Source organism: Microbacterium sp. NPDC087592 (assembly GCF_044743585.1).
Taxonomy (GTDB): Bacteria; Actinomycetota; Actinomycetes; order Actinomycetales; family Microbacteriaceae; genus Microbacterium.
This window is the reverse complement of sequence record NZ_JBIUWT010000001.1, coordinates 1,674,687-1,696,885: the sequence shown is the minus strand read 5'-3', so window position 1 is coordinate 1,696,885 and position 22,199 is coordinate 1,674,687. Positions and strand designations below refer to the sequence as shown.

The following is a 22,199-nucleotide window of genomic DNA, read 5'->3' as shown; positions in this document are numbered from 1 at the left end:
GACTCCAGTGCGAGGAAGGGTGTGGAGGAGACGGCGAGGCAGGCGGGTCTGCTTCTGCAGAGACGGTCTGCCTCTACAGAGTAGGCGATTCGGCGAGACGCCAATCGGCGAAATCGAAACCTGGAGACACGAAGCACGAGACCAGGACCTCGTCGGCATCGAGCGGGCGGGCGGCCTGCCAGACACCGGCGGGAACCAGCACCTGGGCGGCATCGTCGGGGCCGAGCACGACCGTGGTCGCCGTGCCCGGTTCCGCACCGTCGCCGCCGAGGCGGAGTTCGAGTCGGCCAGGACCATGCCAGAGCCAGAGCTCATCGCTGGTCACGACGTGCCATTCGCTGCGCTCAGAGGGCAGCAGCAGGTAGTGGATGCAGGTGGCCGCCGGTCGCGGGCCGTTCGGCGTCTCGACGGGCAGCGGGCTCGTCCACGTGCGGCGGAACCAACCGCCTTCGGGATGCGCGGCGAGGTCGAGCCGCTCGGCGGTCGCGGGGCGCTGTGTCATGCGGAACCTCCGGATGCGGGTTCGACGGGTCGGGATTCGGCGGGTGCGGATTCGACGGCGGCCCGCTCGAAGGACTCGATCGCGAAGCGCACCTCGCCGGAGACGACCGTCGCGGCGGCTCGGCCGGCCCCGTGCTCGACGAGGTCGGCGACGGCATCCGGGCCGGCCGGGATATCGAAGAAGGTGAGGTCCGCGAGCGCGCCGACGGCGAGGTATCCGGTGCGTTCGGGGCCGACGTCGATCCCCATGGCGTGCGCGCCACCGAGGGTCGCGGCGCCGAGCAGTCGCGCGTGCAGGTCGCGGTCGGTGTAGCCCTGCGAGCGGGCGATGCGGGCGAGCTCCGCCACATCGGCGAGCACGTCGAGCGAGGGGCTGGACGACAGCGAGTCGGTGCCGACGGCGATCGGGCTACCTTCGCGCAAGTACGCGGCGATGGGCGGCTCCTCGAGTCCGATGACGGCGTTCGAGCGCGGGCACAGTGCCACGGTGGTGCGGCGCTCGCGCAGGATGGCACGGTCTCGGGCGCTCATGTACACGCCGTGCGCGATGTGGCAGTCGGGACCGAGGACCCCGAGCTGGTCGACGAACTCGGTGGCGCTGGTGCCGAAACCGGCCTTGCGCAGCTCTTGGAAGCTGGCGAGACCGGCCGTGTGCCAGGCCTGCGGATGCTCGTGCGCGAACTCGCTCTCGAACGCGGCCTCGCCGAGGTGGATATGGATGCGTCCGCCGCGCTCGCGCACGATGTCGGGGATCTCCAGCAGCGGCTCGATGTCGAGCGAGTAGGGGGCGTGCGGCGAGAGGCCGGTTCCGGGCGGGGTGGGCAATGCGTCGAGAGCCTGCTCGACCTGCGCGCGTCCGGTGCGCGCCCAGTCGTCGTTGGTCCAGCTCATCACCTCCCAATAGGTGATGCCGTGCAGTCGGGCATCGTGCAGGGCGGTCGCCGCGGCGCGGTCGGTGACCACGTCGGCCACCGCGGTCGTGCCCGAGCGCAGCGCCTGTGCCGCGCCGTCGGCGGCATCCGCGGCCCAGTCGCGCCCGCCCTCGTAGACCGGGTCGAACGCTCGCACCCAGTCGTCGAACCCGTCGTACTGTCCGCGGCCGACCGAGGCCATGCCGGTGTACTGCAGATGGGTGTGCGCGTTCACGAGGCCCGGGGTCAGCACGCCGGGCCAGTGCACCTCGTCGGCGTCGATCCCGCGCTCGGACAGCGACCGCAGCACCCACTCGCGCTCACCCACGTGCATGATGCGTCCGTCGCGCACGGCGACCGCGCCGTCGACGATCGGTGGAGCGGTGATCGGCACCACGAGCCCGGCGGAGTAGACGGTGACGGCGGTCATGCGGGTGCTCCCCGGAATCGCGGCGATCGCCACTCGCGCAGGGCGTCGACCTGCGCGGGGCTGCGCTCGTCGATGTGCTCTCCGCGGGCGGCGAGTGCGGCCGTGCCGATCGTGGTGTCGGCCTTGGGCGGCAGGGGATGCACGCCGGCGGGCAGGTCGTGCGTGAGCAGATGCTCGACGGCGAAGAGCTGCACCGCGAACGACAGATCCATGATCTCGATCGGGTTTCCCTCACCGGCCGACAGGTTCACGCAGCCGCCTCGGGCGATGACGAGGGCCCCGTCTCCGGCGCGTTCGACGAACGGAGAGGCTTCGCCGTTCTCGCCCGCATACGGTCGCAGCGTCGAGGGATCGAGGTCGATCTCGTGCGGAACGCCGCCCGCAACCGCGACGACCGCCGCCGTGCGCAGGACCTCGGCGGCGACCGTGTGCGGAGCGCCCGTGGCCGAGACGACGAGTGCGCCCGGTGCGAGGTCGTGCAGCCGGCCGATGCGGTGGCCGTCGTGGGCGGCCCGCAGTGCGCGGACGGGGTCGGTCTCGGTGACCGCGACCTCGATGCCGAGCGCCCGCAGGTGCGCGGCGACGCCCTCGCCGACGGGGCCGTAGCCGACCACGACCGCGGGCTGGTCGCGGAGGTCGATGCCCGCGGCATCCAGCGCATCGGCGATCGCGAACACGCACGACTGGCCGGTGCCGTAGCGGTTGTCGAAGGAGGTCTTGGTGAGGGCGTCGTTCACGGCGATGACGGGGATCTCGAGCACGCCTTCGCGCTGCATGAGCCGCAGTGGAGTGAGCCCGCTCGTGGTCTCCTCGGCCGCACCCTTCAGTTCTGTGGCGATCCCCTCCTCATGCGCGAGGCGGATCAGGTGCGAACCGTCGTCGAGCAGCAGGTCGAACCCGCGGCGCAGGAACGACACGGCGGCAGTGCGTTCGGCAGCACCCGAGAGGGTCGGGTCGCCGTCGACGGGGACGCCCCGGGCACGCAGCACCGCGGCCACCTCGACGTCGATCTCATCGGGGTGCGCGTAGACGGCGGCCGTGGCTCCGGCATCCCGCAGCAACAGGGCGAGTTGGGCGGTCTTGGGTTCGAGCACCATCGCGATGCCGATCCGGACCCCGCACACCGTCCCCTTCTCGCCGAGGCGCCGGGCGAGGTCGGACGAGACGGGCATGTGACGTCCGGCCGCATCCACGCGGTCCTCGGCCGTCTTCCGCGCCGGAAGCGGGTGTCCGTCGAGCAGGATCTCGGGAGCCTCGCCCGTCACGAACGTCACGCCGCCGTCGCCGAGGTGCGCACCGAGCGCCGGCAGCAGCTGACGCAGTGCCTCAGCCACGGCATCCGACCCGACGACCGAGAAGTCACGACCCGACACGAGCAGGTTGGTCTCGCGGGCGAAGCGGCGCACCAGACGCTGGGCGGTCACGGTCTCGTCGGTCACCTGTCAAGGGTAGAGCCCGTGGGGGTGGGTGAATGCCAGCAGATGACGTCACATGATCCGCCCGAATGTGAGACTTGTGCGATGACGGCCGTGGGATCAGTGGACACTCGCCTCGTCGTGCTGCGCGGCGACTCCGGCTCGGGCAAGACGACGACGGCGACGGCGCTGCGCCCTCTGCTCCGCGGCAAGACCGCGGTCATCCATCAGGACCACTTCCGGCGCACGCTTCTGGCCGGCGGCGAGAAGGCGTCTCGATCCGCCGACGCCGCCGCGCTCATCGACACCGTCGCCCGCCAATCGCTGGACCTGGGATACGACGTCATCCTCGACGGGATCCTCAACCTCCGGGATTATGCCGGGCGGTTGGAGCAGCTGTGGCGGGACCATCGAGGCGTCACTCGCATCTACCAGTTCGACGTCGGGTTCGAGGAGACCGTCCGACGCCACGAGACACGAGAACTGCGCGACGCCTTCAGTCCAGAGCAGATGCGCGCGTGGCACGACGGCTGGCAGCCGCTCGAGTTCGTCGAGGAAGGCCGTATCGGGCCGGCGGAGACGCTCCCTGAGATCCTCGCCCGCATCGTCGCGGACTTGCGGGAGGGCAGCTCGTCCCCAATCGCCGATTCTCGGAGGCCGAAGGATCGATTCGCGGATTCGTAGATGCCACCGCCTGGCCGCGGCATCATGTACATCTCAGACTTCAAGATGTACAATTTGCCTATGTCCACGATCAGCGTCGCCGACGCGCGCAACAACCTCTCGACGGTCATCGCCCGCTCCCAGGAGGAGGCCGTGTTCATCGAGCGACGCGGTCAGCGTGCCGCCGTCGTGGTCAGCCCGGAGCAGTACGAGCGGATGATCGAGGCACTCGAAGATGCCGAAGACGTGGCCGCGTTCGACGAGGCGATGGCCGAAGAAGGCCCGGACATCCCCTGGGATCAGGTGAAGGCCGACCTGGGCTGGACGTGAGTTATCGGATCGAACTGCGCCCCGCTGCGGTTCGAGCATTGAAGAAGGTCGACCATCAGGATCGCAACCGGATCCGCGGTGCCATCGCCCTGCTCGGCGAGAACCCCCGCCCGCCGGGAGCGAAGGCGCTGCAGGGACGCGACGGACTCCGCGTCCGCGTCGGGAACTACCGCATCATCTACACGATCGACGACGACGTGCTCATCGTCGCGGTCGTGACGCTGGGTCATCGGCGGGACGTCTACGAGCAGTAGCGAAGCCGGAGTGCTGGACGTCGCCGCCTAAAGCGAAGCCGATCCGATGCTTGCGGGGGCATCGACAACACAACGTAAGCCCCAATCGGTTCACGGGCTGCGGCGGCGTCACGGATGAGGGGCACCGGACGTTGGTGAACCTCACCCACAGCAGCGCACGGATCAGTCGCGCCGTTTGCCGCCGCGCTTGACGCGAAGGACCAGGTAACCGACGAGTGCGACGACGGCGATGAGCACGATCACCGTGATGACGAGGTGCAGGGGTGCGATACCGGAAGTCATGCGTGAGACGCCCCTTCGTGTCGTGCCGGTTCCGCCCGGCGCCGGCGACGCACCCTCGCCCCGCCGAGGACCCCGCCGACAGTAAGGACCATGATTGCCGCGGAGACGTAGCCGTTCACGAAGAACGCAAGGACACCTACACCAACGACAATCAGGAGATCGGTCAGGGAACGCAGCCCGGTGTGGCTTCGTCGGGTGCTTCCAGGCCTCTGGATCACGTCGGTCCTCACTGTTCCTTCCGCGGCTCACTGGCGGCAGCAAGGGGTTCCTTCACGGTAACATGTTACACGCCGAATCGGCCTTAGGGCCCTCCTCACATGGGCTCGAGGATGCTAGTCTTGGAACATCACGATCAGCCCGCTCGCCTCACGGCTCGGGCTGATTTTCTCTTGGGGAGACACGTGGTCGAGTACACCAAGCCTTGGATGTCTATAAAGCAGCAGATTGCGCAACTCCAGGGCAGAGGTCTGATCGTCGACGACGAATCGGCCGCTGAACAGTTGCTCGAAGAGGTTGGCTACTACCGCCTCACGGGGTATCTCTATCCATCTCGCGAGTCGGAGAAGTTCATTGATGACCGCGGTCGCCAGTCGACTCGTATTCTGAGTTCGTATCGGAAGGACACCCGTCTGGAGCATGCTGCGGCGCTGATCGCATTCGATCGCGCGCTACGCCTGCTCGTTCTCGAGGCCGTCGAACGCATCGAGGTTTCGCTTCGTACTCAAGTCGGCTACATCCTCGGCCAGACTTCGGCCTTCGCGCACCTCGATCAACGATGCTTCACTCCGGCCTTCACCGCGCCATCCATCGATACGGGCGCTGGCGTGATGACGAGCAAACATGCCGAGTGGATCAGCCGCGTGGACGAAATGCGAGCCAGCTCGAAGGAAGCCTTCGTCGAGCACTTTCGACGGAAATACGACGATCGAATGCCGATTTGGGCACTGACCGAGATTCTTGAACTCGGCCACCTCGCCAAGCTCTACCGCGGGCTGCAGAACGATCTCGCCACTCGGATCGCCCTTCATTACTCAGTACCCAGCAAGACTGTCCTGGCCAGCTGGATCGCGAGCACCAACTATGTACGGAACGTCGCGGCACACCAGGCGCGCTTGTTCAACAGAAAGCTCGTCGATGCGCCCACCAGACCAAAGAACAATGCGATTCCCGTGTTGGCGCACCTGCGTGAAGACACAGCGCCGAAGCAGGACTTCGGCCTCTACAACTCGTTGGCCGTAATCGCGTATCTGCTGCGCAGCATCGGTGGTTACGCCGATTGGACGCGGCGCCTCAAGGAATTGGTAGCCACCTTTCCGAGTGTCCCCCACGTGAGGATCGACAGCATGGGCTTCCCCGACGGGTGGGCTCAGCAAGGCCTCTGGAAAACCAGCGGATCGAGCTAGACCCATCGACCAGCATCCCCCGGAATGTGTCCGCGCATTTCGGCGGCCCTGGACCACCCCGCGCCGTTCGCCTTTCATGGGGGCATGACCCGTCAGATCCGCTTCAACGCCTTCGACATGAACTGCGTCGCCCACCAGTCGTCCGGCCTGTGGCGGCACCCCGACGACCGGTCGCGGCAGTACAACACGATCTCGTACTGGACGGATCTGGCGAAGCTGCTGGAGAGCGCGACCTTCGACGGCATCTTCATCGCCGATGTGCTCGGCACCTACGACGTGTACGGCGGCACGAACGAGGCCGCGATCCGCAACGGCGCCCAGGTGCCCGTGAACGACCCGATCCTGCTGGTGAGCGCCATGGCCGCGGTCACCGAGAACCTGGGCTTCGGCATCACAGCCGGCACCGCGTTCGAGCACCCTTACCCGTTCGCGCGACGTCTGAGCACGCTCGACCACCTGACGCAGGGCCGGATCGGCTGGAACGTCGTGACCGGATACCTGCCCAGCGCCGCCCGCAACATGGGCCAGGAGGATCAGCTCGCGCACGACGACCGTTACGACCACGCGGACGAGTACGTCGAGGTGCTCTACAAGCTCTGGGAGGGCTCGTGGGAAGACGATGCCGTGGTCGAGGACCGCGAGCGCGGCATCTTCACCGACCCGTCCAAGGTGCACCCGATCGGGCATGAGGGAAAGCACTTCAGCGTTCCCGGCATCCACATCTCCGAGCCGTCGCCGCAGCGCACGCCGGTGATCTACCAGGCCGGTGCGAGCCCGCGCGGAGTGAAGTTCGCGGCCGAGAACGCCGAGGCCATCTTCGTCGCCGCCCCCTCGAAGGAGGTGCTCGCCGGCACCGTCAAGCGCATCCGCGACGCCCTGGAAGCCGCCGGCCGCGACCGGTACGACGCCCGCATCTACACGTTGCTCACGGTGATCACCGCCGCGACGAGCGAGGAGGCGACCGCGAAGCACGCCGAGTACCTCTCTTATGCAAGTCCCGAGGGCGCGCTCACCTTCATGTCGGGCTGGATGGGGGTCGACCTGTCGCAGTACGCCGAGGACGAGCCGGTCGGGAATGTCGAGTCGAACGCGATCCAGTCGGTGCTGCAGCACCTCAAGGAAGAGGCCGACCTCGGCCGCGAGTGGACCGTCGGCGACTTCGGACGCCACAACGCGATCGGCGGCCTCGGCCCCACGGTCGTCGGCTCCGGAGTCGAGATCGCCGACGAGCTGCAGTCCTGGGTCGAAGAGACCGACATCGACGGCTTCAACCTCGCCTACGCGGTCACGCCCGGCACCTGGCAGGACGTCATCGAGCACGTGATCCCGGTCCTGCGCGAGCGCGGCGTCTACCCGAACGAGTACGCGCCGGGCACGCTGCGAAACAAGCTGCAGGGCAAGGGAGACCGCGTGCAGGACACGCACCGCGCCGCGAAGTACCGCGTCGGGGCGTTCGCCACGACGTGAGCCGGTGCGTCAGTCGTCGCTGCGGCTGAAGATCCCGCGCAGAACGAGGAACACCACCACGGCGACGACCGCGACGATCGCGAGCTTGAAGATGAACGCGAGCACCGAGAACAGCGCGCTCACGATCCACCACGCGATCACGACGGCGAGGATGACGCCGAGGATGGTCCAGATGTTCTTGGTCATACCTCCAGCCTACGGAGTCGAGGCTGGGGGGATCTCCTCGAGCGAGCGATAGACGGGCAGCCCGCGCTCCTTCGCGATCTCCACATCCTTGTCTGCACCCGCCGACTCACCGGGAAGGCGCAGCACCGCGTCGCAGTGCTGCAGCAGTCGGTGCGCCGTCTCGTACATCACGTCGCCCTCGCCGGCATCGACGGCATCGAGGGTGCGCAGGATCGGCAGCGCCGCCCATTCACCGATCATCGGCACGTGGCCGAGGCGGAAGATCGGCCCGGAGACCTCTTCGAGGCGCGCCAGGTTCTGGGCGATGAGTTCGGGGTCGCCGCCGGTACCCGAGCGGTACGGACCGGCGATCAGGATCAGGAGTGGTTTCGTCATGCGGATGACTGTAGTCTGAATCATGCAAGAACGTGCAACTTCGTGAGGAAACATATGCTGGCCGCGCAACGCAAAGACCACCTGCTCGCTCTCCTGGAGCGTGACGGACGGGTGGTGGCGAAAGCCGTCGCCGACGAGCTCGGCGTTTCGGAGGATGCCATCCGCCGTGACCTCCGAGAGCTCGCGGACGAGGGCAGACTCCTGCGCGTTTACGGCGGTGCGCTGCCGATCCCCGCTCCCGAGCCCCCGGTTCGCGAACGCGCCGCGCTGGCGACCGAGAGCAAGGAACGCGTCGCGCGCGCGGCGGTGGCCACCGTCCACCCCGGATCGACGATCGTCCTCGACGCCGGCACGACCACGCTGGCGATGGCCCGGCTCCTTCCCTCCGGCACAGGGATCACCGTCATCACGCCGAGCCCCGCCATCGCCCTCGCCGTCGCCGAGCACTCGGACGCGCGGGTGATCATGATCGGCGGCGAACTCTCCCGACACTCGCTGGTGACCGGCGGCGGGCTGGCCATGGAGGCGATCCAGCGCCTCGCTGCCGACACGTTCTTCCTCGGCGCCACCGGCATCGACCCCGAACGCGGCCTCACCACGGGCGAACTCGACGACGCCGTCACCAAGCGCGCACTCGCTTCGCGCTGCACCGAGACAGTGGTGCTCGCGAGCGAGGAGAAGATCGGCGCTGCCGCTCGCTACCCCGTGCTGGCGCTCGACGCCGTCACCGCGATCATCACCGACCCTGCCGACGACAACCCGCTCATCGCGGAGGTCGAAGCACGGATCGGCAGCCCGGCGTGATGAGCGCCGATGGCCGACCGCACTAGCGTGATCCCATGAGCTTCACGCCCCTCCGGTCCCGGTCGCGCAATCTCTACACCTGGTTCGCCACACGCCCAGATCTCTTCGTCTCCGAGCGCTCTCCCCGCAAGTCGGCGACCTGGCTCGTGATCGCCGGGCTCATGGTGGTCGTGATGCTCCTCGTCTACCTCAACCCGGAGGCGACGGTCGAACTGCTCGGCGGACGCGTGCGCAGCGGGCTCGCGATCGCCGGTGCCTTCTTCCTCCCGCCGGCTGTCTTCGTCGCCGCCCTCGTGATGTTCTTCGTCGGTGCGCGGCGCTGGCGGATCAAGGGCGGCGGCGTGCTGACGAATCCGGTGATCCACGGTGTCGCCGCGGGATTCCCGCTCGATCAGGCCCTGTCCACGCTGCAGCGCGGCAGCTCGGACAGCGCCGGGATCGTCGCCGCCCTGAAAGACGTGATCGCACACCGGGGCGATGACCGACTCCTCACGATCTGGACGTCCGACGCCGACCGGGCGATGTACATCGGCGTGATCCGCGTCGCGGGGAAGGAACTCTGGATCGACTCCGAGCCGCTCGCGCTGGACCCGGCGCTCTTCTTCGACGCGAAAGACCTCGACCTCGCCGCGATGCGCGAGCAGGCCGGCCTCGGCGGTCGCTGAACCCAGGCGGCATCCCGGAGGCGCGGATCAGGGCAGGGCGCGACCGAGTCCGGGGAACTCGAGCGAGGCCTGCTCCGGATCACGCCACGCGCGGTACGCGAGGGCATCGGGGCTCGTCGCCCCATAGGCATCACGCAGCGCAGCGACGCACCGCTCGGCGAGTTCCCGGAAGTCGACCGCGTACGCGGGCAGCGGGAGCTCCGCGGTCCAGTTCGGCTGCGCGACCCCCGGCTCCTTCCACCCGGTGGCCCGCAGCACCGATTCGTCGGCATCCGCGACCACGTCGCCCCCCGGCGCCTCGGCGTGGAGCATCTCCGGATCCCCGGCGAACTGCACGTAGCGCAGCGGGTCGCCATCGACCGAGACGATGAGGAACACGCGGTCGGTCACACCGCGGAGCGCCGTGATGAGACGGAGTGTGAAGGCTCCCCATTCCGACGGCTGCGCGCCGGACGGTCGCGGGACCGGGCGCTGCGCGACGGCGTCTCGGGTCGACTGCGCCCACGGCATCGGCTCCGGTGTGCGCGTGGTCGTGAAGACGAGGTCCCGATCGTCGACGGGCACGAACTTCAGCCACGACTGCAGTTCGGGCCGCTCGAACCCGAACCTCTCGAACCCCTGCTCGGCTGCGCGCGGATCGCGGGTGTCGAGGCGTGCCAATGCTCCGTCGCCGGGCTCGACCGTGACCGGGATGCCGCGATACGTGCCGTGGTGTGCGACGCGGAAGCACTCCAGCTGCTCGTCGGGTGCGATGTTGCGGACCCACCCGCTCCCGATCTTCCGGAAACCCTCGACCGGGGTGGGGCTCCAGAGCGCCCAGTTGCCTCCCGGAGAGGCGAGCAGGTACTCCGTGTTCCCCACGCGCACGTATCGCCCCGACTTCTGCATGGTCAGCACCCCGGCTTCCGGATCGGCGTCGCGAGCACGCGCATCGTCTTCGACCACCGCGCGCTGCACGTCATACGAGCCACCCTAAGCGAGCCGTCCGACCTCGCGGTCGACGACGACCGTCAGTCTTCCTCACCCCGATCAGCGAGAAGCGCGTGCAGGTGTCCGGCGGCCGCGAGGAGCGCGACGCTGCGCCGTGTGAGCGCGACCAGCCGGCCCTGGAGGATGCGCTGCACCTCGCCCGTGTCGGCATGCTGCCGCACGTGTTCGAGGATGCGCGAGATCGCGGGGATGCCGTAGCCGCCCGCGCGCAGGGCGGCGACGATGCGCGCCTCGGTGATCGCCGCCGCGCCGTACGACCGCGTGGATGCCGTGCCGCGGAGCGGATGCACCAGCCCTTCCTGCTCCCAGTGACGGAGCGCGGACGGGCGGACGCCGAGGGCCTGCGCGAGTTCGCCGATGGTCATCGCATCCGCGTCGTCGAAGTCTTCGTCGGCTTCGACCAGAGCGACATCGAGACCGCGCAGCGCCTCGCGCACTCGGGAGCGCTCGGCCGCGAGACCGACATGCAGGTCGTCGATGCGCTCGGCCGCGGCCTCGACCGGCACCCCGATCAGAGTCGGCATCAGTCGCCGGGCGGGCACGGGGCCGATGGCCGCCGCCATCGCACGATAAGCGCGCGCGGCAATCTCGTGCCGGCCCGCGTAGCGGCGGTAGCCGTTGGCTCCGCGCTCGGCCGGAGGGATGACCCCGAGCCGCTCCAGGTCGCGCACCTGCTGCGTCGAGTAGCCCACGCGTCGACCGAGCGCAGCCGTCGTCATGACATCCTCTTGAGGGTTTGGCATGTGACTCGCCCTCCTTCCCGCTTCTAAGTCCACATAAGCACGTGAACCTCATCATTGAGGGATGACAATGCAGGAGATCATCGAAACAGTCCGTGGCTTCGACGGCGCCCTCGTCGTCACCCCCGAAGCGGGCAGCGACTTCCCCGCGCTTTCCTGGGGAGACGCCTACTTCTATCACGCACCGGACGGGCGGATGCCGGAGCGCACCCAGCCGTACGGAACGATCATCACGAAGGACTACCCCGACGACACGGCTTCCGCGCTGAATGCGCCAGGGCGGTTCCGTGTGAACATCCACGTCGGACGCGAGCAGGTGGCGTCGCTCGTCCCCGTGGATACCGCGCCGGCGGAAGTCGACGTGTTCCAGCGGCATCCGCTCTACGGTGCGGTCGGGTGGGTGTGCGTGATCGACCCGGGCGAGCGCACCTCGGAATCCGTGCTCGATCTGCTGCGCACGGCGCACGAGTCCGCCCGGCAGCGGTCCCAGCGCCGGGCGAAGTGAACATGACCACCGTGCAGGGCATGACCGAGGCCGACCGCAGGATCGTCGCCGTGTGGGCGGCCGACTGCGCTGAGCGGGCACTGCCCCTGTTCGAGGAGGAAGCGCCGGACGACGACCGCGCCCGAGACGCCATCTCCCGGGCACGAGCATTCGCCCGGGGTGAGCTCAGCGCCGCCGTAGAGATCCGTCGGCGGTTCGTCGCGGGCAGGGCCGCCCACAGTGCGACCTCGCCGGCAGGGGCGGCCGCCGCCCGTGCCGCCGCGCAAGCCGCGGGCGTCGCACACATGGGCGCCCATGCGCTCGGAGCGGCGGCATACGCCGCGAAGGCCGTGGAGCTGGCGCACCCCTCGGCACCCGAGGCGCGCGCCGCCGAGGTGCGCTGGCAACTCGCCGCCCTCTCCCCCGCAGCATCCGCCGCACTGCGCGCACTCCCGCCGCTCGGCGAGGATTCCGCGGGCCCTCTCGGCCCCGGCCTGCTCGCCACCGGCACGCTGGGCGAGGTGATCCGCGAGATCCAGGCACACCTCCGCTGACGCGTCGTCCCGAGCTTCAGCCCCGATTCAGCGTCGACCGGCCACACTGGAGGAATGCGGATCCTGGTGGTGGACGACGAGGTGCGCCTGGCCGAGGGTGTGCGCCGCGGCTTGGAGGCCGAGGGCTTCGCCGTGGACGTCGCGCACAACGGCGTCGACGGACTCTGGCGGGCGCGGGAGACCCGGTACGACGCGATCGTGCTCGACCTGATGATGCCGGGTATGAGCGGCTGGAAGGTGTGCGAGGCGCTGCGCGCCGAGGAGAACTGGACGCCCGTGCTGATGCTGACCGCCAAGGACGGCGAGTGGGACCAGGTCGAGGCGCTCGAGACCGGAGCCGACGACTACGTCACCAAGCCGTTCTCATTCGCGATCCTCGTCGCCCGCCTCCGCGCCCTCGTGCGCCGCGGGGCCGTCGCGCGCCCCGCGATCCTGGAGGCCGGCGATCTGCGACTCGACCCCGCCGCCCACCGGGTGTGGCGCGGCGACACCCCCGTGACCCTCACCGCACGGGAGTTCTCGGTGCTGGAGTACCTCATGCGCCACCGGGGTCAAGTCCTGTCGAAGCGCGCACTCATCGAGGGTGTCTGGGACGACGACTTCGACGGCGACCCCAACATCGTCGAGGTCTACGTCGGGCATCTTCGCCGCAAGCTCGACAAGCCGTTCGGGCGCGAGGCGATCGAGACGATCCGCGGTGCGGGCTACCGGCTGGCGGCCGACGGTGGCTAGGCGCAGCTGGCGCTCGGTGCGCGAGAGGACCACGCTCGGGGCGACGGTCGTCGTCGCGGTGGCCCTGCTCATCGGCGCCTTCTCGTTCTACGGGGTGCTCAGCGCCAGCATCCACGGCAGCACAGAGCGGGCGGCTGAGCAGCGCCTCGATGAGCTCGCCGAGCGCAGCGACGGACCGGGCCGCGGCGGGATCGACTCCCTCGAGGACGAGTTCGTGCAGCTCATCGGCCCGGACGGATCGGTACGGGCGGCCAGCGAAGACGCCAGGGAAGCACTCGGTTCCGCGGCTCTGCCCGTGTCCGACGACCCGCAGACGCTGACCGTGGACGGGGAGCAGATGCTCGTCGTCTCGGACGACCTCGATGATGACCGGACGCTCGTGCTGGCCGTGTCCATGGACGACGACGCCGAGACCCTGACCACGGTCGCGACTCTGCTCGCCATCGCCGTCCCTTTACTCCTGCTGCTCGTCGCGGTGACCACCTGGCTCGTGGTCGGCCGGGCGCTCCGTCCGGTCGAGCGCATCCGCGAGAAGGTCGACGGCATCACCGCCGAGCGCCTGCACCAGCGCGTGCCGGTGCCCGAGACCGCGGATGAGATCGCGGCGCTCGCGACCACCATGAACGGGATGCTCGATCGACTCGATGCCGCGGCCACCGCGCAGCGACGTTTCGTGTCGGATGCCTCGCACGAGCTGCGCTCTCCCCTCGCGACCATCCGTCAGCACGCCGAGCTCGCGCAGGCCCACCCCGACGTGACGAGCATCGGCGAGCTCGCGGAGGTCGTCTCGGAAGAGGGGCTGCGCCTGCAGGGCATCGTCGAGTCCCTGCTGCTGCTCGCCCGCCTCGACGAGGGCGCGAGCACGCACGACGAGGCAGTCGACCTCGACGACATCGCGCTCGGTGAGGTGCGCCGGCTGCGCGCGGCCGGATTCGATGTCGACGGCTCCGGCATCCAGGCGGCCAGGGTGAACGGTGATCCCCGTCTGCTCGGGCAACTGGTGCGCAACCTCGCTGACAACGCCGTGCGGCACAGCCGCGGCCGGGTCGCGATCGGCGTGACGCCCTCCGGCGGGCACGTGTTCGTGACGGTCGAAGACGACGGCACCGGCGTGCCCGCCGAGGAGCGGGAGCGCATCTTCGAGCGCTTCGTCCGCCTCGATGACGCGCGCAGCCGCGACGCCGGTGGCAGCGGACTGGGTCTCGCGATCGCCCGCGGCATCGCCTCATCGGCTCGCGGGACTCTCGCGGTCGACGACTCCCGCTGGGGTGGCGCCCGCTTCGTCGTCTCGCTGCCGCTCGGCGCCTGAGCGCAGATCCCCCCGTTCCTGAAGACGGCTTCAGGAGGCTTCAGGGAGGCTTCAGCGCCCGCGCGAGACCATCGGGACATGGACGACAAGACACCCACCCCGGACCAGACTCCCGACCAGACCCCCGCGAGCACCCCGGATGCGCAGACCGTTCCGGTCACCCCCGCTGCGGACGCGGCCACGCCGGCAGCCGGTGTCGGGCAGCACCCCACGTTCCCCGCGGCCGAGCCGGTCGCCACCCCCGCGGCATCCGCGCCGAAGCCCGGGCGCAAGCGTGCACTCCTCATCGGTGGCGGCATCGCTGCGGCCGTGATCCTCGCGGGCGGCGGTATCGCGGTCGGGGCGGCCATCGGCGACGAGTTCGGCGATGACGACGACCGGCCCGCGATGTCGGACGGCCCCCGTCACGACGAGGGAGCGCCCCACGGCGATCGCGACGACCGCCGCGATGACGACGACGGCTCGTCGAACGACCGCGGTCCGGTGACCGGCATCGGCACGGCATCGGCAGACGAGCTCATCGAGATCGCGGATGCCGCACGAGGCGCCGCCGAGGGCGAGGTCACGTCGATCGACGCGAAGCGTGACGGCACCTGGGAGGTGCAGCTCACGACCGCCGACGGCACTGAGACCGACGTCCGCGTCGACGAGACCCTCGCCGCTTCCGTGATCGAGACGGATCCGGCCGACGGCGACGACACCGGTCCCGCGCTCACCCTCGACGACGCGACGATCCGCTCGCTGGTCGACGCCGCGCTCGCGGAGGCCGACGGCATGATCACCGACCTCGATGTGGACGGCGACGACGTGAGCCCCTACGACGCGTCGGTCCTCACATCGGACAACCGCTCGATCGACATCGACTTCAGCGCCGACTTCGCCGTGGTCGGGACCGACATCGACTGAGCCGAGGGCCTCGTCCCCCCGCCGTCCTGCGACGTCCGAAACGCCCGATGCCGCCGTTCCTCCCCCGGGGGCGGCGGCATCGTCATGCGCCGGGGCGGACACGGCGACGGATAGCATTCAGGGATGAGCACCTCCGGACCGATCGACGACATCTCCATCGGCGGCGAAGTGATCCGCCTCGGACAGTTCCTCAAGTTCGCCGGCCTCCTCGACTCGGGCGGCAACGCCAAAGAGGTCATCATCGACGGGTATGTGACCGTCAACGGTGAGGTGGATCGACGCCGCGGACGCCAGCTGCGCGACGGCGACCTGGTGTCGTTCGAAGGCCGAACGGTGCGCGTCCGTCCCTGACGCGGGAGCTCAGGTCCTTCAGGGAGAGCAAAAGAAAACTCGGCCCCAGAGGGGCCGAGTGGTATGACGACAGTCTAGCGCGAACGGTGGGCGGGACACCGCCGATCGGCAGCTCGTGGTCAGAGGAAAGCGTCGACTACCAGCCGAAGGGTCGCGTGATCTTTCCGACGTTGGCCGGAAGCTGGGATGCTTCGATCTGGTCGGAACTGAGGTGGTGCCACCAGTGGCTCCCCACACCCTCAGACGCGCCACCGGCGAGAGCACCTGCGAGATAGCCGACCGTGGGGTTGACCGTCCCGACGGGCACGCGCATCCGTGCCTGCACGATCGGGAACTTGAGATCGCTGTCGTTGCTGACGACTATCGCCGCATCGATGCGCTGCTCGAGAACGTCCAGCAACAGATGAGATGCGACATTCACATCCGAGCCCTTTTCTTCACGTCGCGCAATGGATGCCATGAAGGTCGCCTGCGGACTGTCGGCACCCTGCGAGTCTCGTACCATCAAGGGCCAGCCAGGGTGCGTGAGGACCGGTCGCTGGCGCCTGTCTGCAACCGCGAGCGGGGCGGTGGCGACGCGCGAGACATACGTGCCCATCTCCAGGACGTCGACGGCACCATGCGCCTTCAACGCACGCAGGTAGACGTCCTGGTCACGCTGACCGGACTGATTTCCCGCACCCTTGATGCGCGCAGTGCAGTACACGACTCGTTCGACGGTCGCGCCCGGCCACGAGGATCCTGGACCAGCCAGGATCGTGTGCGACAACGCGCGCAGGTCAAGCCACCGCCACCCTGGGGTGCCGCGGCCGCACAGGCGCCGTGCTCCGTAGTACAGGTTGAAACCGTCGATGTAGACGCCGACTCGCATGCGGGCAACCGTATCGACCTGGCGTGATCCTTGCTGCAGGGGTGTGCACTACTTCAGCGGACGTCGCGCGGCAGGACCTTCCGCACGGTCACGACGATCAGGGCGATCAGCAGGCCGACCAGAGTCACATCGGCCACGATGTACGCGTAGTGCGCCCAGTTGGTCCCGGCGGCGGCGAGTCCCGCGATCACCAGGTCACTGCGCTGGTTCAGCACGGGGCGGACGACGGCGACCTCGACGAGGTAGACGAGCCAGATCGCGCCGAGGATCCCCAGCGTCGCGCGCCCCGCCCGCGCGCGCACGCTCACCACGGTGAGAACGATCAGCACCGCGCCCGCGAGCACGTTCAACGCCGTGAACACGAGCCGCCCGATGCCCAGTCCGATCGGGATCGTGACACCCGGCGCCAGGAACTTCAGCGGCGCTTCCAGGAACGAGATGGCGATGATCGCGCCGAGCAGGAACGCCGGCAGCAGCAGACGGAGGGCCGTGGTGGTGCGTGCCATGCCTGTCACCGCTTCCCTTCGCCCGCAGATGGATCCGCGTCCGACGCTACGCCGACCTCTCGATCGAGGCGCCGCCGAGCACCGTGCTTAACCGCTGCTCACAACCACTCGAACACCTGCTCGATGAGGATCCCGACACCGATGACGGTCATCGCGATGCCGGCGAGGCGGGTGACCAGCGAGCTCGCGCGTGGGCGGGTGCGCAGCAGGCGGCGGGCGAGCAGTCCGACCGTCGTGTAGACGACGGCGATGTTGAGCAGATGGAGTCCGCCGAGCGCGAGCATCTGCGTCGTCGACGACCAGCCGTCGGGACTCGTGAACTGCGGCAGCAGGGCGAGCAGGAGCAACAGTCCCTTGGGGTTGATGCCGCTCACTCCCGACCCGCGCAAGAACTGCGACCATCCGCCGGTCGCGATCGGCTCCCCGCTCTCGGCGATCGGAGCCGGTCGGCTGGCGAGCGTCGTCGCGCCGAGGAAGATCAGGTAGAGCGCCCCGACCACGGTCAGGGTCGTGAGCGTGACCGGATACGCGGTGACGAGCGCGCCGAGCCCCAGCGCGACGGCGACGATGACCACCGTGTAGCCGGCGAGCATCCCGAGGATCGAGGGTGCGATCGAGCGGGCGCGCAGCCCGGCCGATATCGCGTACGCCCAGTCGGCACCGGGGGTCAGCGCGAGCATGACCGCGACCAGCCAGAACTGCATGACCAGTGCGATATCCATCGGTCCTCCTCAATCCGAGGAAGAGACTACGAAGGATCCCGCGAAAGGTGCTTCGATTCTTCGCGTGCTGACCGCCGGATCCTGCAAGACTTGTCGCCATGGATGCACTTGACCGGGAGATTCTCTCGCTGTTGCAGGATGACGGCCGGATGAGCGCGACGAACCTCGCTTCGCAGGTCGGTCTGAGCCTCTCGGCCTGTCATCGACGACTCAAGGAGCTGGAGCAGTCCGGTGCGATCGAGCGCTACCGCGCGGTGGTGGCCCCGAAGGCGGTCGGGCTCACGTTCGAGGCCATCGTGTTCGTGACGATCGGGCGCACCGACAAGGACACCATCGTCGCGTTCGAAGAGGCGGTCGTGGCCATCCCCGCGGTCGCCGAGGCGCAGCGCCTGTTCGGCGACCCCGACTACATGCTGCGCATCCTCACCCGCGACATGAGCGCGTACCAGGAGCTCTACGACAGCACCCTCGGAGCGCTCCCCGGCGTGCAGCGGCTCACCTCGACCATGGTGATGAAGCGCCTCGGCGCCGACCGCGCGGTGCCGATCCCCTGACGGGCGGAGAAGCGTCACCGCACGCGGACGTGCCTATCGATTCCAGTGCCGAAGCTTGTCGGGGTTGCACACAATCCAGATGTTGGACAGCAGATGCGATCGCATCTCGGCCGTGAGCGCGGCGACGATGCGCTCGTCGCGGACGAGTGTGAGCCCGGGGACACCGTTGATCGATGCGGTAGCGATGAAGGTCCCCGGCGTCATCAGCGCACGCAGCTCCGCGGCAGCCGCCTCCGGCCCCGTCGCCGGCATCGGACCGGTTGGAACGTGACCGCCGCTGTCGATGACGACCTCGACCTCCGGGTGGAGCAGCGCCTGGATCGCCTCCTCGTCCAACGAGCAGAGCGCGCTCGCGAGCGACTCGACGGTGTCGACATCGGCAGCATCATGACGGCGCCGTCGCAGCCACGCCGGGTAGTGCTTGCGGGTCATGCGGTGACCGCGGTGACGTGCCCAAGCTTCTGCGGACTCATCACCCAGAGCAGCTGCAGGATGCCTTCGCTGGACGTGGTCACCGTGACCATGGTCGTGACCGTCCCGTTCTCGACGAGAGTGGCCGCGGGCTGGCCGTTCACCTGCACCCAGTCGATGGTCTTCCCGATCCAGAAGTGGTGCGCGAACGCCGCGACGAACTTCGCCACGCGCCCGCGACCCATCACGGGGATACGCGCAGCGAGCTTGGTGCCGTTGCCGTCGGTGTAGCTGACGACATCGGCCGCGAAGAGGGCCTCGAGCTCGTGGGCATCGCCCTTCTGGGCGGCCGTGAGGAACGCCTCGAGCAGCCGACGCTGCGCCACCGGGTCGACGTGGGCGTTGCGCGCGGACGACAGGTGCGCCCGTGCCCTGCTGACGAGCTGCCTCGCGCTCACGACACTGCCGGAGATCACCTCGGCGATGCGCGGGTACGGATAGTCGAACGCCTCGCGCAGGATGTACGCCGCCCGTTCGGTCGGGGTGAGCTTCTCGAGCGTCAACAGGATCGCGAACTGCAGCGCCTCCGCCCGCTCGGCCCCGAGCGCCGGATCGTCGTCCGTGTTCACGGGCTCGGGAAGCCACGGGCCGATGTACGTCTCCCGCCGCGAATGCGACGACTGCAGCACATTGATCGAGAGCCGGGTGGTGATCGTCGTCAGAAACGCCACGGGTTCCTGGATCTTGCTGCGATCCGTGTTCTGCCAGCGGATCCACGTCTCCTGCACGATGTCTTCGGCATCGGCGACCGTGCTCAGCATCCGGTACGCGATGCCGAAGAGTCGTCGGCGGTGCGTGTCGAAGATCCGTACTGCCTCGTCGAGGTCGGCGGCCTCGCCGAATCCGCTGTCGGCCATCGTCACGCCCTTCCCCCTGTCTTCATCGGAGTCCTGCGACAAGGCGTCGGCCTTCTTCGTGAACCCAGGTATCGAGGGTCGTGGACGCGAGACGCAGCGGAGACCGAGGAAGCAGCAGGTCTCCGGAGATGTTGAAGCCCAGGGTAGTGGTCTCCGCGTCCTCGACGACATAGCGCGGGTCATGGTCGACGCGGAGTACCCGACGCACGAAGTCCGGCAGAGGCATCTGCTCGGGGCCGCCGAAGTCGACCGCGCCGCCGAGCGGATCACCCATCGCCAGGTCGACGAGCGCTTCGGCCACGTCGGATGCCGCGACCGGCTGTACGGGCTTCGGTGGCAGATGCACGGTGTCGTGTGCGGTGTTCCACTCCGCGATCTTCCGCGCGAAGTCGTAGAACTGCGTGGATCGGAGGATGGAGTGGGCGATCGGCCCCGACCGTACGAGGTTCTCCTGCATGCCCTTGGCGGCGAAGTATCCGTCTTCCCCGGCGTGATCCGCGCCGACGATCGACAGCACGACGTGGTGCTTCACTCCCGCGCGCTCCTCCGCCTCCAGCAGACGCCGCGTGGTGGTCTCGAAGAACTCGCGTGCGGCGGAGCCCGAGACGTCCGGGGCGTTGGTGACGTCGATCACGGCATCGGCGAACTCGAGTGCCGCATCGAGGCCCTGTCCCGTGCGCGCATCCACACCGCTCGCCGGCGCCGCCACCACGACCGCTTGAGCGCGACGCTCGAGCTTCTCGACGACCTTTCGGCCCACCTGACCGGTCCCGCCCAACACGACGATCCGCATCTCGCTCCGTTCCTGGACCCAGCGCCGTGCGCGCAGGGAGTTCTCCTCAACAGTGACCGGACAGCACCTCGAAGTGTGACAACGGTCGGAGAAGTTTCACGTGGCAGCCCGGATCCTTCGGCGTTCGTAGATCAGGGTCGCGGTCAGCAGGAGCGCACCGATGACGATGCCCGCGATCTGTGCGGGCAGCTCGGCGACTCCGAAGACCCCGACGAGCACCAAGGTCACGAGGGTGCCGCCGAGGACGGCATTCACCGCACCGACCATGCTGGCCATGGTGAACAGGAACGAGGATCGCGCGTACCGCACCCCGAGCTCGCCGGACTGGGGCGTGTCGAGCGCGATCAGCTCGGGACCCCTCGGATGCAGACTGACGAAGTACTCGCGGATCCGCTCCATGCGTCGACGCGCGGTGATGTTCTCCACGCTCGTGTCGACGAGTCTCACGACCGTGAACCATCCCAGCGCGAAGATCGCCGGCAGGACGGTGAACGCGAGAATTCCGATCAGCGCGGGCGAGTTCGCGGCGAACCCGATGGCCACCAGACCGCTGGACAGGGTCGACAGGTAGATGGAGCTGCGCGTTCCCGCTTCGCTGATCGTCGAGCTCGCCGCCGACTGCAGCACGAACAGTTCCGTCCCGACCGCGCTGTTCAGGGCGGAGAGGTCGGGCGTCTCATCGGTCATGATTCGCGCCGTCGCTCGGCGTCGGTGAGGGAGAATGCCTGCTCGCTGATGGTCGACATGTTCACCTTCCGGGTCGTGGGGCGCGATATCGCGCTGTCGACAGCAGAGACCGGGTGGGCACCCCGGTTGTGACAAGCCTCGAGCGAACAGCCCGTCCGAGATGTCACAGGGCGACGTGGTTCGCGGTCACATTGGCGTCCGAGAAAAGATCAGGAGAAGCAGATGGAAAGCAGTCTCAGAAGCAAAGTCGTGCTCGTGACCGGTGCGTCGTCGGGGATCGGCTGGGCCACCGCCCTCGCCCTCTCTCATGAAGGGGCGATCGTGGTCGCGGCCGGTCGTCGCGCCGAGCGCCTGCAGACGCTGGTGAACGAAGCGCCGGGAGAGATGGTGGCCATGGAGCTCGACGTGACCGACCCGGATTCCGTCGACCAGGTCGTCTCCGCGGTCGTCGCCCGCTTCGGTCGGCTCGACGCCCTCGTGAACAACGCCGGTCTGATGCTCGCGGGCATGATCCTGAACGCGGACACGGACGAGTGGGTGCGGATGGTGGAGACGAATCTGCTGGGTTCGATGCGTGTCGCCCATGCGGCTCTCCCTCACCTCATCGAGTCACGCGGCTCGTACGTGCAGGTGTCTTCGACATCGGGGCGCATCGCGTCAGCCGGCGCCGCCGCCTACTCGGCGACGAAGTTCGGCATCACCGCGTTCGCCGAATCCTTCCGCCAGGAAGCCACGCCGTACGGGGTGCGGACGATCGTCGTGGAGCCGGGGTTCGTCGCCACGGAGCTGACGGATCACACCACCGACCCGGTGATGCGGGAGGCGGCCGATCGCATCGGCGAGTCGATGCGCACCCTCCAGCCCGAGGACATCGCCGCGGCGGTCGTGTACGCGCTCGATCAGCCCGATCATGTGGCGGTGAACGAGATCCTGGTGCGCCCCACCGATCAGGTGCACTGAGGATCCCTCCGTGTCGCGAAGGTGCG

29 protein-coding genes are annotated in these 22,199 nt (G+C 68.6%); 15 read left to right on the top strand and 14 right to left on the bottom strand.

Features of this window, described 5'->3' with window-relative positions:
- Nucleotides 1-73: 73 nt before the first annotated feature.
- The 3 genes from ACIOTO_RS08030 to ACIOTO_RS08020 are packed head-to-tail and all read right to left on the bottom strand — an operon-like array spanning nt 74 to nt 3,281.
- Entirely contained in the window at nt 74-502 is a 429-nt protein-coding gene (locus ACIOTO_RS08030) for a cupin domain-containing protein (RefSeq protein ID WP_372467694.1), read from the bottom strand.
- Nucleotides 499-1,842 carry an amidohydrolase family protein gene (locus tag ACIOTO_RS08025; protein ID WP_400857349.1) on the bottom strand — a complete coding sequence of 448 codons (1,344 nt, stop codon included), beginning with the start codon at nt 1,840-1,842 and terminating at the stop codon, nt 499-501. The genes ACIOTO_RS08030 and ACIOTO_RS08025 overlap by 4 nt, the downstream gene beginning before the upstream one ends.
- Complete coding sequence (locus ACIOTO_RS08020) at nt 1,839-3,281, bottom strand: adenosylhomocysteinase (protein ID WP_400857348.1); 1,443 nt, start codon at nt 3,279-3,281, stop codon at nt 1,839-1,841. Before ACIOTO_RS08020 ends, ACIOTO_RS08025 begins: the two co-directional genes overlap by 4 nt.
- Before the next feature lie 81 nt (nt 3,282-3,362).
- On the opposite strand from ACIOTO_RS08020, the gene ACIOTO_RS08015 reads away from it, so the two are divergent.
- The 5 genes from ACIOTO_RS08015 (at nt 3,363) to ACIOTO_RS07995 (ending at nt 7,656) form a co-directional block, all read left to right on the top strand.
- Entirely contained in the window at nt 3,363-3,941 is a 579-nt protein-coding gene (locus tag ACIOTO_RS08015; RefSeq protein WP_029264317.1) for an AAA family ATPase, read from the top strand.
- A gap of 60 nt (nt 3,942-4,001) precedes the next feature.
- Complete coding sequence (locus ACIOTO_RS08010) at nt 4,002-4,250, top strand: type II toxin-antitoxin system Phd/YefM family antitoxin (RefSeq protein WP_029264316.1); 249 nt, start codon at nt 4,002-4,004, stop codon at nt 4,248-4,250.
- Entirely contained in the window at nt 4,247-4,504 is a 258-nt protein-coding gene (locus tag ACIOTO_RS08005; protein ID WP_400857347.1) for a type II toxin-antitoxin system RelE/ParE family toxin, read from the top strand. Before ACIOTO_RS08010 ends, ACIOTO_RS08005 begins: the two co-directional genes overlap by 4 nt.
- Nucleotides 4,505-5,187: 683 nt before the next feature.
- The gene (locus ACIOTO_RS08000) at nt 5,188-6,189 is read left to right on the top strand and encodes an Abi family protein (protein WP_400857346.1); all 1,002 of its coding nucleotides are present in this window, start codon (nt 5,188-5,190) and stop codon (nt 6,187-6,189) included.
- Between the two features lie 84 nt (nt 6,190-6,273).
- Complete coding sequence (locus ACIOTO_RS07995; RefSeq protein WP_400857345.1) at nt 6,274-7,656, top strand: LLM class flavin-dependent oxidoreductase; 1,383 nt, start codon at nt 6,274-6,276, stop codon at nt 7,654-7,656.
- 9 nt (nt 7,657-7,665) lie between these two features.
- On the opposite strand, the gene ACIOTO_RS07990 is transcribed toward ACIOTO_RS07995, so the two are convergent.
- Together ACIOTO_RS07990 and ACIOTO_RS07985 are read right to left on the bottom strand one after the other, a co-directional pair.
- Complete coding sequence (locus ACIOTO_RS07990; protein ID WP_047522894.1) at nt 7,666-7,842, bottom strand: hypothetical protein; 177 nt, start codon at nt 7,840-7,842, stop codon at nt 7,666-7,668.
- A gap of 9 nt (nt 7,843-7,851) precedes the next feature.
- A complete protein-coding gene (locus ACIOTO_RS07985) occupies nt 7,852-8,217 on the bottom strand; it encodes a DUF4406 domain-containing protein (protein ID WP_400857344.1) in 366 nt (121 codons plus the stop codon).
- Between the two features lie 54 nt (nt 8,218-8,271).
- Between ACIOTO_RS07985 and ACIOTO_RS07980 the strand changes: the two genes are divergently transcribed.
- Both ACIOTO_RS07980 and ACIOTO_RS07975 read left to right on the top strand, forming a co-directional pair.
- Nucleotides 8,272-9,021 carry a DeoR/GlpR family DNA-binding transcription regulator gene (locus ACIOTO_RS07980; RefSeq protein WP_400857343.1) on the top strand — a complete coding sequence of 250 codons (750 nt, stop codon included), beginning with the start codon at nt 8,272-8,274 and terminating at the stop codon, nt 9,019-9,021.
- Between the two features lie 35 nt (nt 9,022-9,056).
- Nucleotides 9,057-9,686, top strand: coding sequence for a hypothetical protein (locus tag ACIOTO_RS07975; RefSeq protein ID WP_400857342.1), 630 nt, complete (start codon nt 9,057-9,059; stop codon nt 9,684-9,686).
- A gap of 27 nt (nt 9,687-9,713) precedes the next feature.
- On the opposite strand, the gene ACIOTO_RS07970 is transcribed toward ACIOTO_RS07975, so the two are convergent.
- Together ACIOTO_RS07970 and ACIOTO_RS07965 are read right to left on the bottom strand one after the other, a co-directional pair.
- Nucleotides 9,714-10,643, bottom strand: a complete 930-nt coding sequence (locus ACIOTO_RS07970) for a TY-Chap domain-containing protein (RefSeq protein WP_400857341.1) — start codon at nt 10,641-10,643, stop codon at nt 9,714-9,716.
- A 53-nt stretch (nt 10,644-10,696) separates the two neighbouring features.
- Nucleotides 10,697-11,419 (bottom strand): MerR family transcriptional regulator, encoded by a 723-nt coding sequence (locus tag ACIOTO_RS07965; protein WP_400857340.1) that lies wholly within the window; start codon nt 11,417-11,419, stop codon nt 10,697-10,699.
- A 61-nt stretch (nt 11,420-11,480) separates the two neighbouring features.
- Between ACIOTO_RS07965 and ACIOTO_RS07960 the strand changes: the two genes are divergently transcribed.
- The 6 genes from ACIOTO_RS07960 to ACIOTO_RS07935 all read left to right on the top strand — a co-directional run bounded on the left by ACIOTO_RS07960 (nt 11,481) and on the right by ACIOTO_RS07935 (nt 15,752).
- Nucleotides 11,481-11,921 carry a DUF6194 family protein gene (locus ACIOTO_RS07960; RefSeq protein ID WP_400857339.1) on the top strand — a complete coding sequence of 147 codons (441 nt, stop codon included), beginning with the start codon at nt 11,481-11,483 and terminating at the stop codon, nt 11,919-11,921.
- A gap of 2 nt (nt 11,922-11,923) precedes the next feature.
- On the top strand, nt 11,924-12,454 hold the full coding sequence (locus tag ACIOTO_RS07955) for a putative immunity protein (RefSeq protein WP_400857338.1): 531 nt from the start codon (nt 11,924-11,926) through the stop codon (nt 12,452-12,454).
- Between the two features lie 54 nt (nt 12,455-12,508).
- Nucleotides 12,509-13,186, top strand: coding sequence for a response regulator transcription factor (locus ACIOTO_RS07950; protein ID WP_091030577.1), 678 nt, complete (start codon nt 12,509-12,511; stop codon nt 13,184-13,186).
- Nucleotides 13,179-14,495: an ATP-binding protein gene (locus ACIOTO_RS07945; RefSeq protein ID WP_400857337.1), complete on the top strand. Its 1,317-nt coding sequence runs from the start codon at nt 13,179-13,181 to the stop codon at nt 14,493-14,495. The genes ACIOTO_RS07950 and ACIOTO_RS07945 overlap by 8 nt, the downstream gene beginning before the upstream one ends.
- 78 nt (nt 14,496-14,573) lie before the next feature.
- The gene (locus ACIOTO_RS07940; protein WP_400857336.1) at nt 14,574-15,401 is read left to right on the top strand and encodes a PepSY domain-containing protein; all 828 of its coding nucleotides are present in this window, start codon (nt 14,574-14,576) and stop codon (nt 15,399-15,401) included.
- A 123-nt stretch (nt 15,402-15,524) separates the two neighbouring features.
- Complete coding sequence (locus ACIOTO_RS07935) at nt 15,525-15,752, top strand: RNA-binding S4 domain-containing protein (RefSeq protein ID WP_167635095.1); 228 nt, start codon at nt 15,525-15,527, stop codon at nt 15,750-15,752.
- Between the two features lie 136 nt (nt 15,753-15,888).
- On the opposite strand, the gene ACIOTO_RS07930 is transcribed toward ACIOTO_RS07935, so the two are convergent.
- The 3 genes from ACIOTO_RS07930 to ACIOTO_RS07920 form a co-directional block, all read right to left on the bottom strand.
- A complete protein-coding gene (locus ACIOTO_RS07930; protein ID WP_400857335.1) occupies nt 15,889-16,623 on the bottom strand; it encodes an NYN domain-containing protein in 735 nt (244 codons plus the stop codon).
- 53 nt (nt 16,624-16,676) lie between these two features.
- The gene (locus tag ACIOTO_RS07925) at nt 16,677-17,129 is read right to left on the bottom strand and encodes a hypothetical protein (RefSeq protein ID WP_400857333.1); all 453 of its coding nucleotides are present in this window, start codon (nt 17,127-17,129) and stop codon (nt 16,677-16,679) included.
- 98 nt (nt 17,130-17,227) lie between these two features.
- Nucleotides 17,228-17,851 (bottom strand): LysE family translocator, encoded by a 624-nt coding sequence (locus tag ACIOTO_RS07920; protein WP_029264300.1) that lies wholly within the window; start codon nt 17,849-17,851, stop codon nt 17,228-17,230.
- Nucleotides 17,852-17,949: 98 nt separating this feature from the next.
- On the opposite strand from ACIOTO_RS07920, the gene ACIOTO_RS07915 reads away from it, so the two are divergent.
- Nucleotides 17,950-18,405 (top strand): Lrp/AsnC family transcriptional regulator, encoded by a 456-nt coding sequence (locus tag ACIOTO_RS07915; RefSeq protein WP_029264299.1) that lies wholly within the window; start codon nt 17,950-17,952, stop codon nt 18,403-18,405.
- Nucleotides 18,406-18,438: 33 nt separating this feature from the next.
- Here the strand turns inward: ACIOTO_RS07915 and ACIOTO_RS07910 are convergent, their stop codons facing one another.
- The 4 genes from ACIOTO_RS07910 to ACIOTO_RS07895 all read right to left on the bottom strand — a co-directional run bounded on the left by ACIOTO_RS07910 (nt 18,439) and on the right by ACIOTO_RS07895 (nt 21,213).
- The gene (locus ACIOTO_RS07910) at nt 18,439-18,837 is read right to left on the bottom strand and encodes a hypothetical protein (protein WP_400857332.1); all 399 of its coding nucleotides are present in this window, start codon (nt 18,835-18,837) and stop codon (nt 18,439-18,441) included.
- Nucleotides 18,834-19,733 (bottom strand): RNA polymerase sigma-70 factor, encoded by a 900-nt coding sequence (locus ACIOTO_RS07905; protein ID WP_400857331.1) that lies wholly within the window; start codon nt 19,731-19,733, stop codon nt 18,834-18,836. Before ACIOTO_RS07905 ends, ACIOTO_RS07910 begins: the two co-directional genes overlap by 4 nt.
- Before the next feature lie 22 nt (nt 19,734-19,755).
- Nucleotides 19,756-20,526, bottom strand: a complete 771-nt coding sequence (locus tag ACIOTO_RS07900) for an SDR family oxidoreductase (RefSeq protein WP_400857330.1) — start codon at nt 20,524-20,526, stop codon at nt 19,756-19,758.
- 96 nt (nt 20,527-20,622) lie between these two features.
- Complete coding sequence (locus tag ACIOTO_RS07895; protein WP_400857329.1) at nt 20,623-21,213, bottom strand: hypothetical protein; 591 nt, start codon at nt 21,211-21,213, stop codon at nt 20,623-20,625.
- Nucleotides 21,214-21,435: 222 nt separating this feature from the next.
- On the opposite strand from ACIOTO_RS07895, the gene ACIOTO_RS07890 reads away from it, so the two are divergent.
- Nucleotides 21,436-22,173, top strand: coding sequence for an SDR family oxidoreductase (locus ACIOTO_RS07890; RefSeq protein ID WP_400857328.1), 738 nt, complete (start codon nt 21,436-21,438; stop codon nt 22,171-22,173).
- Nucleotides 22,174-22,199 lie beyond the last annotated feature (26 nt).